The following is a 13,731-nucleotide window of genomic DNA, read 5'->3' on the forward strand; positions in this document are numbered from 1 at the left end:
ACGGTCGGGCGACGGCCGGCCCCGCGTGAGCGGTTACTCGCCGGAGGGCGGGGTGATGACCTGGCCCGACGGGACCGGTGTGCCGAAGTTCGGCGTGCCGTCGCCGTTCCAGGTGATCTTCTGGACGCGGGTCTGCCGGGTGTCCCCGCAGCCGTCCGACGAGGACGGGTTGCCGTGGTAGACCAGCCAGTCCTCCGTGCCGTCGGGGCTCTTGAAGAACCCGTTGTGCCCGGTCCCGTACACGCCGTTCCCGCTCTGCAGCGCGGGCGTGGACTGCTTGGTCCACGCCGACGGGTTCATCGGGTCCGAGCCCGTGAGTTCGAGCAGCCCCAGCTTGTAGTCCGGCGTGTTGCACGACGACGCCGAGAACGACACGAACGTGCGCCCGTCGTGCTTCAGCACGGCCGCGCCCTCGTTGACGCGAGCGCCCTGGGTCTCCCACGAGTACGTCGGCGTGGAGATGGTGGCGGGCGATCCGGTCGTGGTCCACGGGTTGCTCATCCGGACGATGCGGTTCGTCTGGTCCGCACCGATCCACTCGGAGAAGAGCAGGTACAGGTTGCCGCCCAGCTCCAGGTACGAGCTGTCGATGTTCCACCGGTTCGGCATCGGCGTGCCCATGAACTCGTAGGGCCCCATCGGCGTGTCACCGGTGGAGCGCAGCACGCGGATCTTCTGCCCGTCGAAGTTGGTCTGCGAGTTGCCCGAGGTGTAGGTCAGGTACCAGGTGCCGTCGATCCGGTGGAACTCGGGTGCCCAGTGGCTGCAGCAGCGGTCGGTGCTTCCGGCGTCGTCCCAGACCACCTGGTCCTGCGCGGTCTTCAGACCGGCGAGGGTCGGCGAACGACGCATGATGACCGTGGAGTCCCACGTGGTGGTGGACAGGTAGTAGTAGCCGTCCCAGTACTGGAGCCACGGGTCGGCGCCGTTGCTGCGGATCGGGTTGGTCAGCTCGTCGGCGCCGCTGACGGGGATCAGGTTCCACCGCTGCGCGTCGAGGCCGTTGTCGTCGTACTGCGAGATGCGGGTGCCGCGCTCGGTGGACCACTCCCACAGGTCGAGCGCCTTGCCGGAGAACCGGTTGAGGAACGTGACCGTCCCGTCGGAGTTCTCCCGGACCTGCCACTGCTGGTTGGTGCCACCGACGTCGTCCCACTGGACGATGTCGGCGCCGTTGTCGGCGTTCCAGTCGTAGACGTCGAGCACCATGGAGGAGTGCCGGGCCTGGATCCGGTGGTAGCCGTTGCCGGAGTCCAGGAACCGGAACTGCTGGTTCGCCCCGTCCAGGCGGTCCCACTGCTGGAGGCCGGCGCCGGCCTCGGTGGAGATGTCGGTGATGTCGAGCACCATGCCCGAGACGGGCGACTGGATGAGGTACCACTGGCCGGTGTCGACGGCGGCTCGCGCCGGCGTCCGGGGTGCCACCACCAGGGCGACCGCCACCATGGCGATGACTGCGAGCAGGGCGGCGAGTGAGAGACCCACCCGCGCCCGGACGTGAACGTGCCGTGCGTAGATCGTCATGTCTCGTCCTTCACATCGTTGTAAGGGATCGCGATGGTGTTGCCCTGCCGCCGAGAACGCCATGACTGGGGGCTGTGAGCGTTGACAGCCCTCAGAATGACGTTCTCGGCGGTCGGCGAGCTGCCCGGCCGCGGTGCCACCGAGCCGCTCGGCCGCCGGGCGGCCGTCGTGCCGGGACGACGGCCGCCCGGCGGGTGTTACGTCTTGCGGAGGGAGAGCGCCCTCTGGAGCACCACGAAGATCAGCAGCAGGACGCCGATCACGATCTTGGTCCACCAGGAGCTGAGGTTGCCCTCGAACTGGATCACGGTCTGGATGGTGCCCAGGGTGAGCACACCCAGCAGCGAGCCCAGCACGAACCCGGTGCCTCCGGTCAGCAGCGTGCCGCCGATCACCACCGCGGCGATGGCGTCCAGCTCCATCGCCACGCCGTTCAGCGCGTAGCCGGACCGGTTGCCCATCGCGAACAGCATGCCTCCGAGCGCGGCGCAGGTCCCGCTCACCACGTACGCCAGCACCTTGGTCCGCGACACGGCGAGCCCCATCAGCATCGCGGAGTGCTCGCCACCGCCGATCGCGTAGACCGTGCGACCGAAGCGCGTGTAGTGCAGCACCAGGAACCCGACCGCGACCACGGCCAGTGCGATCACCACGGCGGCCGTCGTCCGGAAGTGCCCCATCCACGAGTCCCAGCCGGCCAGCGCGGTGAACGCCGGGTCGTCGATCGGGATGGACTCCGGAGCGACGACGAAGCACAGCCCGCGCGCGAAGAACATCCCCGCGAGGGTCGCCACGAACGGCTGCACCCCGAACACCTGGATCATCACCCCGTGCGCCAGCCCGATCAGCGAGCCGGTGAGCACGGCGACCGGGAGTACGACGGCGACCGGCCACCCGGCCTGCAGCAGCGACGCGATGATCACCGTCGACAGCGCCAGCACGGATCCCACCGACAGGTCGATCCCGCCGGTGAGGATGACGAACGTCATCCCCACGGCCAGCGCGATGAGGTGCGCGTTGTTGATGAACAGGTTCGAGTAGACGATCGGCGTGAGGAAGTTGTCGTACCGCGTCCCGCCGATCACCAGCATCAGCGCGAGGACGGCGAGCGTGCCCAGCACCGGCAGGTACCGGCGATCGGGCCGGAGGGCGGCCACCCAGCCGCCCGCGACCCTCTCGGTGGTCGTGGTCATCGGGTGATCTCCTTCTCGTCGTCCGGTGCCGCCGACGGTTCGGCGTCCGACACCGCGAGACCCGCACCCGACACCGGTGCGTCCGCGCCGGGGCCGTCCGGCGCGCCCGCGCCGTCGTCGGACATCTCGACCGCCTCGCCACGACCGCCGTCGGGCACGGGTCGACGGCGGATCGCCGCCACCGCGAACCGCTCGCGGACGCGCGGGGACTGCAGCAGCGTGACCGTCACGACGACCAGCGCCATGAACAACGGCGTGACGTGCGGGGAGATGCCGAGCACCGTGACCGTGCGCTCGAGCGTCGCGATGACGAGGACGCCGGCGAACGTGCCGGACAGGTTGAACTTGCCACCGCTCAGCGCGGTGCCGCCGATCACGACCGCGAGGATCGCGTCGAGCTCGATGAAGATGCCGGCGTTGTTGGCGTCGGCCGCCATGGTGTCGGCGCTGACGAGGATCCCGGCCAGCCCGGCGAGCAGGCCGCACGCCGCGTAGACGGTCCAGGTCAGCGTCCGGGAGCGGACGCCGGCCAGGCGGCTGGCCGCGGGGTTGATGCCCGTGGCCTCCAGCAGCATGCCGAGCGCGGTGCGCCGCACCGTGACCGCCACGACCACGAACAGGCCGACCGCGATCCAGATGGCGGCGGGCAGGCCGAGGAAGAACCCGGAGTTGAGCCCCTTGTACGGCTCGCTCGTCACCGTGGTGATGAAGCCGCCGGTGATCAGCATCGCCACGCCGCGGCCGGCGGTCATGAGGATCAGCGTCGCAATGATCGGCTGGATGCCGAGCACCGTGACCAGGAACCCGTTCCACAGACCGAGCAGGAGGGACAGCCCCAGCGCGATGCCGACCGCGACGAGGACCGTCACCGGGCTCCCCGGGTCGGAGCTCGCGCTGATGTACTCCAGGGCGACCGCGCCGGAGACCGCCACGACCGCACCGACCGACAGGTCGATGCCGCGCGTCGCGATGACCAGGGTCATGCCGAGCGCGATGAGCAGCAGCGGGGCCGCCGCGCGCAGGATGTCGACGGGGGCGCCGAACAGGTGGCCGTCCGTGACCGTCACGGAGAGGAAGGACGGCTTGGCGATCGTGTTCGCCACGACGAGTACGACCAGTGCCGCCACCGGCCAGAACAGATGGTGTCTCAGGGCCTGCCTCATGCTGCGTCCCCCTCGGCGGTACGCCCGCTGGCGATCAGTTCGACGACCTGGTCCGTCGTGGTTCCCTCGGCGTCGATGGTGGCGACCACCTTCCGGTCACGGAGCACCGCGATGCGGTGGCTGAGGCGCAGGACCTCCTCCAGCTCGGCCGAGATGAAGATGACGGACATGCCCTCGCCCGCGAGCTCGGCGACGAGCTTCTGGATCTCCGCCTTGGCCCCGACGTCGATCCCCCGGGTGGGCTCGTCGAGCACGAGGAGCTGAGGCGCCGTCGCGAGCCAGCGGGCCAGGAGTACCTTCTGCTGGTTCCCGCCCGACAGGTTGCGCAGCAGCGCCTCCGGGTCGGCCGGGCGGATGCCGAGCTGCTCGATGTACTTCGCGACGACCTCGTCGACCTGGCGGCGGGGCAGCGGCCGCACCCACCCACGCTCCGCCTGCATGGCGAGCACGATGTTCTCGCGCACGGTCAGGCCGTCGACGATGCCCTCACCCTTGCGGTCCTCCGAGGTGTAGGCGATGCCGCGGGCCATCGCGGCGCGTGGGGTGTGCAGCTTGCGGAGCGCACCCTCGACCTGCGTCGTGCCGGAGTCCGGTCGGTCCGCACCGGTCAGGAGGCGGGCCAGCTCGGTGCGGCCCGAGCCCAGCAGGCCGGCCAGGCCGACCACCTCGCCGGGATACACCTCGAGGTCGTACGGCTGGATGGAACCCTTCCGGCCCAGGCCGATCGCCTGGAGCCGGGGCTCGCCGGAGTCCGGGCGGACGGCGTCGTGCTCGCGCTCGACCGACTCCAGCACCTGCGCGGACCGCCCGATCATGTGCTTGACCAGATCACCCGCGGGCAGGTCGGCCGTGGCCCACTCGCCCACCAGGCCGCCGTTGCGCAGCACGGTCATCCGATCCGAGACCGCGTAGATCTGGTCCAGGAAGTGCGAGACGAAGAGGATGGCCACGCCGTCGTCCCGGAGCCGCCGCATGACGGCGAAGAGGCTCTCGACCTCGTCGGCGTCGAGGCTGGAGGTCGGTTCGTCGAGGATCAGCACCTTGCAGTCCCCGACGGTGGCGCGGCAGATCGCGACGAGCTGCTGCACGGCGAGCGAGTGCGAGTCGAGGCTGGAGCCCGGATCGATGTCCAGGCCCATTCGCTCCAGGTGCCGTGCGGCCTGCCTGCGCATCGAGCGCCAGTGCAGACCGCCGAGCAGGCGGGGCTCCGCGGCGCCGAGCATGATGTTCTCCGCGACCGTCAGGTTCCCGCAGAGGTTGACCTCCTGGAACACGGTGCTGATGCCGTGGGCCCGGGCGTCGCCCGGACCGGCGAACCTGCGCTCCGCGCCATCGACGGCGATGGTCCCGGAGGAGGTCTGGTAGACGCCGGTGAGCGCCTTGATGAGCGTGGACTTGCCCGCTCCGTTCTCGCCCATGAGGGCGTGGATCTCACCGGGATACAGGCGGAAGTCCACCCCGGCGAGCGCCGTGACCGGCGGAAACTCGACCGTGATCCCGGTCAGTTCCACGACTGGTTGCGTCGTCACGTTGAACCCTTTCTCACGCGCCGTACGGATCCCGCCGGGGCGCGGGACGGCCCGGCGCTCCGGCCACGCCGGGGTCAGCGACCTCCGTGGCGGAGGTGCTGCCCCCGGCGCTCCGTCCTCACCGCGGCGCGCCCCCGGAGGGACGGCCGTCCCGGGGAGGGATGACAGCCGGCGGGATGTGCCGGATCAGTACTGGCGGTCCGGGAGAGCTTCCTTCGCGCCCTCCTGGTCGAAGGCCTCGTCCTGCGTGACGATGCGCTCCTCGACGTCCTCGCCGGCGACGGTCTTCTGGATGACCTCGGCCAGGTCCGGGCCGAGCAGCGGGTTGCACTCGACGATGTAGTTGAACTTGCCCTCGGCGAGGGCGGCCATGCCGTCCTTGACGCCGTCGATGGTGATGATCTTGATGTCCTCACCCGGCGTCATGCCCGCGGCCTCGATGGCCTCGACGGCCCCCAGGCCCATGTCGTCGTTGTGCGCGAACACCAGGTCGATGTCGTCGTGGGCGGTCAGGAAGCCCTCCATGACCTTCTTGCCCCCGTCGCGGGTGAAGTCACCGGTCTGGGAGTCGATGACCTCCAGGTCGCTGCCCTCGATCGCGTCCGCGAAACCCTGCTGGCGGTCGATCGCCGGCGCCGAACCGGTGGTGCCCTGCAGCTCGACCACCTTGTAGCCCTCGCCGTCGTACTGCTCGACGGCCCACTCGCCGGAGCGCGCACCCTCCTCGACGAAGTCCGAGCCGATGAAGGACACGTAGGCGTCCTCCACGGTGGTCTCCACGGCGCGGTCGGTCAGGACGACGGGGATGCCCGCGCCCTTGGCCTCCTCGAGCACGGCGTCCCAGCCGGTCTCGACCACCGGGGAGAACGCGATGACGTCCACGCCCTGCGCGATGTAGTTGCGGATCGCGGAGATCTGGTTCTCCTGCTTCTGCTGGGCGTCCGAGAAGCTGAGCTCGAAGCCGTTCTCCTCGGTCAGCGCGTCCTTGATGGACATCGTGTTCGCGCTGCGCCAGCCGGACTCGGCGCCGACCTGCGAGAAACCGACGCTGATCAGCTCGTCGCCGCCGCCTTCGGCGCCGTCACCGCCGTCCGAGCTCGGCGGCTCCGAGCTGCACGCCCCCAGGGCGAGCAGCGTCACAGCGGACAGCGCAGCGAGCGTGGTGCGAGCAAAGGTGTGTCGTGCCATGTCTCCTCCTCGAGAACCGGTCTGCGTCGACCGGGGTCGTGCACTTGCGGACATTCCGCCCGCACTGCGCCCATGTTAACGCTCACATGATGCGCAAGGGAAGACGAGTCCGTCACGGTCGAGTAACGACTCATCCACTACGGGTCCGCCGAACCGTCAGGTGGTTTCTTCGGCCGAATGGCGAGGAATCCTCTGACGGTCCGGCGGGAACGGGCGCCGTTACAGCCCGCGCGCGAGCCGGTGGTACGCCTGGTTGAAGCGCACCTGGTCGGCGAACCCGCGACGCGTCGTCGACTCGTCGATCACGAGCAGCTCGGTGTCGGTGATCTGCGCGAACACCTCGAACGCCTCGATCCCGGCCGCCGTCGACATCACCGTGTGGTGCGCCCCGCCGGCGGTCAGCCACGCCTCGGCCGAGACGTCGAACGACGGCCGCGGCCGCCACACGGCTCGCGCCACGGGCAGGTGCGGCAGATCGGCCGGCGGCACCACGGTGTCCACCACGTTGGCCGTGAGCCGGAAGCGGTCACGCATGTCGGCGAGCGACACGACGACGGCGCCCTCCACGGCGTCGGCGTTGAACACCATCCGCACCGGGTCCTCCTTGCCGCCGATCCCGAGCGGGTGGATCTCCACGCGCGGCTTCGCCGTGGTCAGCGACGGGCAGACCTCCAGCATGTGCGCACCGAGGATCAGCTCCGAGCCCGGCGTGAGGTCGTAGGTGTAGTCCTCCATGAGCGAGGCACCGCCCGGCAGTCCTTCGCCCATGACCTTGGCGGCACGCACGAGGATCGCGGTCTTCCAGTCGCCCTCCGCGCCGAAGCCGTAGCCGGCTCCCATGAGCCGCTGCACGGCCAGACCCGGGAGCTGCTTCAGCCCGCCCAGGTCCTCGAAGTTCGTGGTGAACGCCTTCGCGCCGAGCCCGTCCAGGAAGGTGCGCAGCGCGATCTCCTGGCGGGCCGCGTACCGGAGCGACTCGTGGCGCTCGGCGCCCTTGCGCAGCTCGTCCGCGACGTCGTACAGGTCCTCGTACTCCGCCACCAGCGCGTCCACGGCGTCGTCGGCCACGGCTTCGACGGCCTCGACCAGGTCGTTGACGGCCCACGTGTTCACCGACACGCCGAACCGCAGCTCCGCCTCGGTCTTGTCACCCTCGGTCACCGCCACGTTGCGCATGTTGTCGCCGAACCGCGCGAGCTTCAGCCCGCGCACGGCCGCGGCGCCCGCGGCGCCGCGCACCCAGGTCCCGATGCGCGCCGTCACGCGCGGGTTCGAGACGTGCCCCACCACCGTGGTGCGCGCCGCGCCGATCCGCGTGGCCAGGTAGGCGTACTCACGGTCGCCGTGTGCCGCCTGGTTGAGGTTCATGAAGTCGAAGTCGATGGTGTCCCACGGCAGCTCGACGTTCGCCTGGGTGTGCAGGTGCAGCAGGGGCTTGGTCAGCGCGGACAACCCGGTGATCCACATCTTCGCCGGGCTGAAGGTGTGCATCCAGGTGATGACGCCCAGCACGCGGTCGTCGGAGTTCGCCTCCAGCATGGCGCGGCGGATCGCGTCGGAGTCCTTGAGCACCGGCTTCCAGACGAGGCGCGCGGGCACGTCGCCGGACGCGTCGAGCGCCTTGGCGACCTGCTGCGACTGCTCGGCGACCTGGACCAGCGTCTCCTCGCCGTAGAGATCCTGGCTGCCGGTGAAGAACCAGACCTCACGGTCGGCGTAGGGCTTGGTCATTCTCGGGATTCCTTTCGTCGTCCGGCGGCGGCCGAGTGGTCGGTCACTCCGTGAGTGACCGGCAGATCGATCTGCCGGTCACTCACGGAACGACCGACCGCGCAGGTGGCCGGTCATTCCGTGACCGACCGCTCGACCCCGACCGGTCACTTCTGGCCGTAGACGTTCTGGTAGCGGTCGTAGAGGGAGTCGATGTGCTTCTGCTCGATCGGGAGCGGGTCGCCGAGCTGACGCGAGACGTGCACCGCGCGGGCGACCTCCTCGCACATCACCGCGGCCTTCACCGCGGCGCGGGCGTCCTTGCCGATCGTGAAGGGGCCGTGGTTCGCCATGAGCACGGCCGGGCTGCGCGAGCCGGAGAGGGTCTCGACGATGCCGCGGCCGATCGAGTCGTCGCCGATGATCGCGAACGGCCCCACGGGGATGGGCCCGCCGAACTCGTCGGCCATCATCGTCAGCACGCACGGCACCGCCTCGCCGCGCGCCGCCCAGGCGGTCGCGTAGGTCGAGTGCGTGTGCACCACGCCACCGACGTGCGGCAGGTGCTTGTACGTGTAGGCGTGCGCGGCGGTGTCCGACGACGGCTTGTGGGGAGACTCGTGGATCATCGTCCCGTCGAGGTCGCAGACCACCATCTTCTCCGGGGACAGCTCGTCGTAGGACACCCCGGACGGCTTGATGACCAGCAGGTCGGCGCTGCCGTCCGCGGCACCGCCGAGCTCGGCCGGGATCCGGACGCGCTGCGAGACGTTGCCCGCCGTCCAGACGACGAGGCCGTTCCGCGGCAGCTCGGCGTGCAGGTCGGACACGACCTGGCGGGTGCGGGCGATCTCCTCGCGCACCTCGGGCGGGTAGTTGCTGAACTCTTCGGCGGCGCTCATCCGGCGTTCTCCTGAGGGCTGGTGACGGATCCGAGTGCGTCGACGGCGGCCCGCTCCGCGGCGAGCCCGGCCGTGTAGCGCTCGATGTAGGTGGTGAAGCCGGCGACGTCGGCGGCGTCGGGCACCACGACGTCGACCGCGGCGTCGGCGAACACCTCCGCGGCGAGGTAGTCGCCCAGGCTTCGGCCGGCGCCCGAGCGCAGGTACGCGCCCAGCACCGCCATGCCCCAGGCGCCACCCTCGCCGGCGGCCTGCCCGACGCCGACCGGGGCGCCGATCGCGGCGGCCAGCATCCGCTGGGCGACGCCCGCGGTGCGGAACAGGCCGCCGTGGCCGTACATCGTGTCGATCGCGACACCCTCGTCCGCGAGCACCCGCATGCCGAGGCTCAGCGTGGCGAACACGCCGTAGATCTGGGTGCGCATCAGGTTCGCGAGGGTCAGCCGGCTGTCCGGGGTGCGGACGATCATCGGCCGGCCCTCGGACAGGCCGACGATCGGCTCACCGGACAGGTGGTTGTAGGCGAGCAGGCCGCCGCCGTCGGGGTCGCCGTCGAGGGCGGCGCGGAACAACGCCTCGAACACCGTGTCGGCGTCGGACGGGCCACCCACGGCGGCGGAGAGCTCGCGGAAGACCTCGGACCACGCGCCGAGCTCGCTCGCGCCGTTGTTGCAGTGCACCATCGCGACGAGGTCGCCGGCGGGGGTGGTGACGAGGTCGAGCTCGGGGTGGTGCCGCCGCAGGGCGCCCTCCAGCACCACCATCGCGAAGATGCTGGTCCCGGCGCTGATGTTGCCCGTGCGGGGCTTGACGGCGTTGGTCGCGACCATGCCGGTGCCGGCGTCGCCCTCCGGCGGGCACAGCGGGAGGCCGGGACGCAGGGTTCCGCTCGGGTCGAGCAGCGCGGCACCCTCCGGGGTGAGCGCGCCGGCGTCCGCCCCGGCGGGAAGGATCTCGGGGAGCAGGTCGGCCAGGCGCGCGCCCGGTTCCGCCGGCGTCCGCGCGGCGACGAGATCGTCGAGCTTCGCCAGCATCCCGGCGTCGTACTGCCCGGTCGCGGGGTCGACGGGGAACATCCCGGAGGCGTCGCCGACACCGAGCACCTTGCGGCCGGTCAGGCGCCAGTGCACGTAGCCGGCCAGCGTGGTGAGGTACGTGGTGCGGGGGACGTGTGGTTCGTCGTCGAGCATCGCCTGGTAGTGGTGGGCGACCGACCAGCGCAGGGGGATGTTGTAGCCGAAAAGGTCCGTGAGCCGGCCGGCGGCGGCCTCCGTCGTGGTGTCGCGCCAGGTGCGGAACGGGACGAGCAGCTCGTCGCCGTCGAAGGCGAGGTAGCCGTGCATCATCGCCGAGACCCCGATCGCGCCGAACGTGTCCGGGCGCACGCCGTACCGCTGCTCGACGTCGGCGACGAGGGCCGCGAAGCAGTCCTGCAGTCCCGCCCACACCGCGTCCAGGGAATAGGTCCAGTGTCCGTCGACCAGCCGGTTCTCCCAGTCGTGGCCGCCGCTCGCGATCGGGGCGTGATCCGGCCCGACGAGTACCGCCTTGATACGGGTGGAACCCAGCTCGATCCCGAGGCTGGTCCTGCCCTGTTCGATCGCGTCCCGGATCGCGTCCGGGCGCCGTGTCACTACATCGTGCTCCTGCGCCATGAGGAGATGTTAACGCTCACACGGGCGGGTCGCGAAACTCGGGGCGGTTGGGGACGGGAGGGGATCGCGCCGAACCGCGGGTGGAGACCATTCTGCGCCGCCGAACCGCACGTCGAATCGAGATCCGGTGGTGTTAAACGATTTTCTGCGGTTCGGCGGGCGTCGGCGGAATGGGCGTGCGGTTCGGGCACAGCCGCCGGAATGGGCGTGCGGTTCGGCGGGCGGTCGATCAGGGGTGCCGTCTCGGTGGGGCAGTGGAGGCGCGGACCACGAGCTCCGGGGCGATCAGCGCACCCGACGGCGATTTCCCGGCCACGGCGTCGAAGAGCAACTCCACGCTGCGCCGGCCCAGCTCGGCGAACGGCTGACGGATCGTGGTGAGCGGCGGGATGAACTGGTCGGCACCCTGGATGTCGTCGAACCCGACGAGCGAGACGTCCTCCGGGACCCGCAGGCCGGCCTCCCAGAAGGCGCGTGCCAGCCCCAGGGCGAGCTCGTCGTTGGCCGCGAACACCGCCGTCGGGCCGTCGTCCCCCGCGGTGATGCGCTCGGCGAGGCCGCGGCCCACCTCGTATCCCCGCCCGGCCGACCAGTCGGCCACGACCAGCTCCGGCACGGGCGCCCCGCGGTCCTCCAGCGCGGCACGCCAGCCCGCGACGCGCTGCCGCGCGTCGAAGAAGTCCTGCGGACCGGCGACGTGGAGCACGGACTCGTGCCCCAGGTCGAGCAGGTGCCCGACGGCGAGCCCCGCGCCGACCCCCTGGTCGACGGCGAGCGGGATGGTGCGCTCCACGGCTGACTCCCGCGCCGCGATGAGCACCACCGGAATGGGTGCGTCGAAGGCGGCGACGGCACGACCGACGTCGTCCTGCGGCGCGATGACCACGACGCCCTCGACGGCCTGGCTCATGAAGTGCTCCAGGACGTGGTCCACCGACTCGGCGTCGTACGCGCCGATCGTGGCCACCGAGGTGAACCAGCCCTGTTCCCGCGCGGCCTCCTCGACCGCGACCAGCGTGCTGGTCGGCCCGTAGAGCGCCGACGAGGTGGTGATCACCCCGAGCGTCGCCGAGCGCGCCGTGACGAGGGCCCGTGCGGCGATGTTGCGGCGGTACCCGAGCTCCCGGATCGCCTGGACCACCCGCTCCCGGGTCTCGGGCGCGACGCGCGGGCTGCCGTTCAGCACGCGGGACACGGTCTGGTGGGAGACACCTGCCCGAGCGGCGACGTCGGCCATCGCGGGCCGGCGCCTCGGTCGGCCCGGTGCGGGTCCTGTGGCGGACGGCTCGGCTGTGAGTCCGTCCGATGCGGATGGTTCGACTGTCACGCACCCGATCATGACCGATTTCCGGAGCGATGCACGCACCGAGTCCGGTTTGCGCCATTATGGAGCCCCATGAGGATCGTGCTCACGGCCGGAAGGCTGCTCGGCGCCCACTGGCCGGCGCTGCTCGCGCTCGGCTTCGCGGGCGTCGCCCTGCGCGGCGCGGCGTTCTGGGGCGCCCTCGAGGTCAGCAGGTGGAACGCGCTGGCGGCTCAGATCGTGCTGCTGGCCCTCCCGCTGGGACTGCTCCTCCCGGTCATCGCGATGCTCCGGGTCTGCTACCCGTCGCTGGGGAACCTCCGGCGACCGCGGCACGACGAGGCGCCGCCCGGGGTCCTTCCCGCACCGTCGGACGACCGGACGTTCCGGCCGGGCGATCCGGGGGCACCGCACGCGCCCGGCGGCACGCCGTCGTCGTACGCGGCGGCCGTACCCGGGCGTCGCGAGCAGCCCCTGACCGACGTGGCGCTGGCCGTGCTGATCCCGTTCCTCGCCGTGTACGCGATCGAGGGCACGATGGACGCCGACCACGCCCGGTACCTGAACGACGTCGCCGCCGACGAACTGTTCGGTACCGCCATGTTCACCGACGAGGGGATCGACTTCTCCTCCCGGCTCGGCCTCTGGACCGGCTGGACGCTGGTCGGCGTGGTGGTGGGCGCGATCGTGCTGCGCTGGCTGCTGGGCGTGCTCGACCGCAAGGTGCACCTCCTCGGCCTGACCCTGCTCGGCGCGGCGGTGGAGGTGTTCTGGAGCGTCCAGGCCGCCTACGACATGGAGACCCTCGGCAGGGGCCTGCTGATCACGCTGCAGGACCGGGCGCTCGTGCACTGGTCGATCGGGACGTACACCGCCGCCACGGAGACCGCGCAGGGCGAGGTGGTGGCGCAGGCGGGGGCCGCCGCCGCCGGCGGGCTCGTCACGGTGGTCGAGTCGCTCGACGTGGTGATCGTCGCGCCGCTCGCCTGGCTCGCGATCGGGACGGTGGTGCTGGGGCGACGGCTGATGGCGCCGCCGTCCACGGAGCACCGGTGGCTGGACCAGACGGCCATGCCCGGCTGGCTGCGCCGCGTGCTCGCCGCCGCGACGCAGGAACTGCGCGAGCGCTTCTCCGCGCTCGGGCAGGGGATGACGATGATCAGGCGAGGCGGCATCGGCGCCATGCTCGTCTTCTGCCTGGCCTACCTGGTGGTGATGCGCGCACCGGTGGCCGTGGGCTGGGCGGTCCGCGCGATCACGGGGCCGGTGGAGACGGATCTGTGGCTGCTCGTCATCTCGCCGTGGGAGCAGGCTGTCGGGACGGCGGTCTCGCTCGCACTGGCCGGCGCGCTCATCGCCGCGGCGGTGGACACGATGGTCGGGCGGGGCATGACGGTGGCGGGAGACGCGGAGGACGACGGCGAGCGCGAGGGCGCGATCCCGGGGACCGTCGTGGCGTCGTGAGCGCGCTGCCGCGCCGGGCGTCCCGGCCGGTGTGCGGCCCGGGGCGGGTGCCCCGGACCTCGTGGCGAGGATGGTGAACGTTGCTGCGAGGATGGTCGCC

At 71.2% G+C, this 13,731-nt stretch carries 10 protein-coding genes; 1 reads left to right on the plus strand and 9 read right to left on the minus strand.

Annotated features, from left to right (window positions below):
- Positions 1 to 33: 33 nt before the first annotated feature.
- The 9 genes from EDD34_RS18370 to EDD34_RS18410 all read right to left on the minus strand — a co-directional run bounded on the left by EDD34_RS18370 (position 34) and on the right by EDD34_RS18410 (position 12,101).
- Positions 34 to 1,524 carry a family 43 glycosylhydrolase gene (locus EDD34_RS18370; RefSeq protein ID WP_170177124.1) on the minus strand — a complete coding sequence of 497 codons (1,491 nt, stop codon included), beginning with the start codon at positions 1,522 to 1,524 and terminating at the stop codon, positions 34 to 36.
- A gap of 197 nt (positions 1,525 to 1,721) precedes the next feature.
- Complete coding sequence (gene yjfF, locus EDD34_RS18375) at positions 1,722 to 2,717, minus strand: galactofuranose ABC transporter, permease protein YjfF (protein ID WP_123815852.1); 996 nt, start codon at positions 2,715 to 2,717, stop codon at positions 1,722 to 1,724.
- Positions 2,714 to 3,880 carry an ABC transporter permease gene (locus EDD34_RS18380; RefSeq protein ID WP_123815853.1) on the minus strand — a complete coding sequence of 389 codons (1,167 nt, stop codon included), beginning with the start codon at positions 3,878 to 3,880 and terminating at the stop codon, positions 2,714 to 2,716. The genes yjfF and EDD34_RS18380 overlap by 4 nt, the downstream gene beginning before the upstream one ends.
- Complete coding sequence (locus EDD34_RS18385; protein WP_123815854.1) at positions 3,877 to 5,409, minus strand: sugar ABC transporter ATP-binding protein; 1,533 nt, start codon at positions 5,407 to 5,409, stop codon at positions 3,877 to 3,879. Before EDD34_RS18385 ends, EDD34_RS18380 begins: the two co-directional genes overlap by 4 nt.
- Positions 5,410 to 5,595: 186 nt before the next feature.
- Positions 5,596 to 6,597 carry an ABC transporter substrate-binding protein gene (locus EDD34_RS18390; RefSeq protein WP_123815855.1) on the minus strand — a complete coding sequence of 334 codons (1,002 nt, stop codon included), beginning with the start codon at positions 6,595 to 6,597 and terminating at the stop codon, positions 5,596 to 5,598.
- A 219-nt stretch (positions 6,598 to 6,816) separates the two neighbouring features.
- On the minus strand, positions 6,817 to 8,328 hold the full coding sequence (gene araA, locus EDD34_RS18395) for an L-arabinose isomerase (protein ID WP_123815856.1): 1,512 nt from the start codon (positions 8,326 to 8,328) through the stop codon (positions 6,817 to 6,819).
- A gap of 146 nt (positions 8,329 to 8,474) precedes the next feature.
- Positions 8,475 to 9,209, minus strand: coding sequence for an L-ribulose-5-phosphate 4-epimerase (locus EDD34_RS18400; RefSeq protein ID WP_123815857.1), 735 nt, complete (start codon positions 9,207 to 9,209; stop codon positions 8,475 to 8,477).
- A complete protein-coding gene (locus tag EDD34_RS18405) occupies positions 9,206 to 10,864 on the minus strand; it encodes a xylulokinase (protein ID WP_123815858.1) in 1,659 nt (552 codons plus the stop codon). Before EDD34_RS18405 ends, EDD34_RS18400 begins: the two co-directional genes overlap by 4 nt.
- Positions 10,865 to 11,093: 229 nt before the next feature.
- Positions 11,094 to 12,101 carry a LacI family DNA-binding transcriptional regulator gene (locus tag EDD34_RS18410; protein WP_123815859.1) on the minus strand — a complete coding sequence of 336 codons (1,008 nt, stop codon included), beginning with the start codon at positions 12,099 to 12,101 and terminating at the stop codon, positions 11,094 to 11,096.
- 159 nt (positions 12,102 to 12,260) lie between these two features.
- Here EDD34_RS18410 and EDD34_RS18415 point away from each other — a divergent pair, with 159 nt between their 5' ends.
- Entirely contained in the window at positions 12,261 to 13,631 is a 1,371-nt protein-coding gene (locus EDD34_RS18415; protein ID WP_123815860.1) for a hypothetical protein, read from the plus strand.
- The last annotated feature ends 100 nt before the right edge of the window (positions 13,632 to 13,731 follow it).

The organism is Myceligenerans xiligouense (assembly GCF_003814695.1).
Classification (GTDB): domain Bacteria; phylum Actinomycetota; class Actinomycetes; order Actinomycetales; family Cellulomonadaceae; genus Myceligenerans; species Myceligenerans xiligouense.

What these genes read in the sequence shown, in the direction of transcription:
- EDD34_RS18370 (WP_170177124.1), bottom strand. Translation starts at nt 1,524, where the DNA reads ATGACGATCTACGCACGGCACGTTCACGTCCGGGCGCGGGTGGGTCTC.
- yjfF (WP_123815852.1), bottom strand. Translation starts at nt 2,717, where the DNA reads ATGACCACGACCACCGAGAGGGTCGCGGGCGGCTGGGTGGCCGCCCTC.
- EDD34_RS18380 (WP_123815853.1), bottom strand. Translation starts at nt 3,880, where the DNA reads ATGAGGCAGGCCCTGAGACACCATCTGTTCTGGCCGGTGGCGGCACTG.
- EDD34_RS18390 (WP_123815855.1), bottom strand. Translation starts at nt 6,597, where the DNA reads ATGGCACGACACACCTTTGCTCGCACCACGCTCGCTGCGCTGTCCGCT.
- araA (WP_123815856.1), bottom strand. Translation starts at nt 8,328, where the DNA reads ATGACCAAGCCCTACGCCGACCGTGAGGTCTGGTTCTTCACCGGCAGC.
- EDD34_RS18400 (WP_123815857.1), bottom strand. Translation starts at nt 9,209, where the DNA reads ATGAGCGCCGCCGAAGAGTTCAGCAACTACCCGCCCGAGGTGCGCGAG.
- EDD34_RS18405 (WP_123815858.1), bottom strand. Translation starts at nt 10,864, where the DNA reads ATGGCGCAGGAGCACGATGTAGTGACACGGCGCCCGGACGCGATCCGG.
- EDD34_RS18410 (WP_123815859.1), bottom strand. Translation starts at nt 12,101, where the DNA reads ATGGCCGACGTCGCCGCTCGGGCAGGTGTCTCCCACCAGACCGTGTCC.
- EDD34_RS18415 (WP_123815860.1), top strand. Translation starts at nt 12,261, where the DNA reads ATGAGGATCGTGCTCACGGCCGGAAGGCTGCTCGGCGCCCACTGGCCG.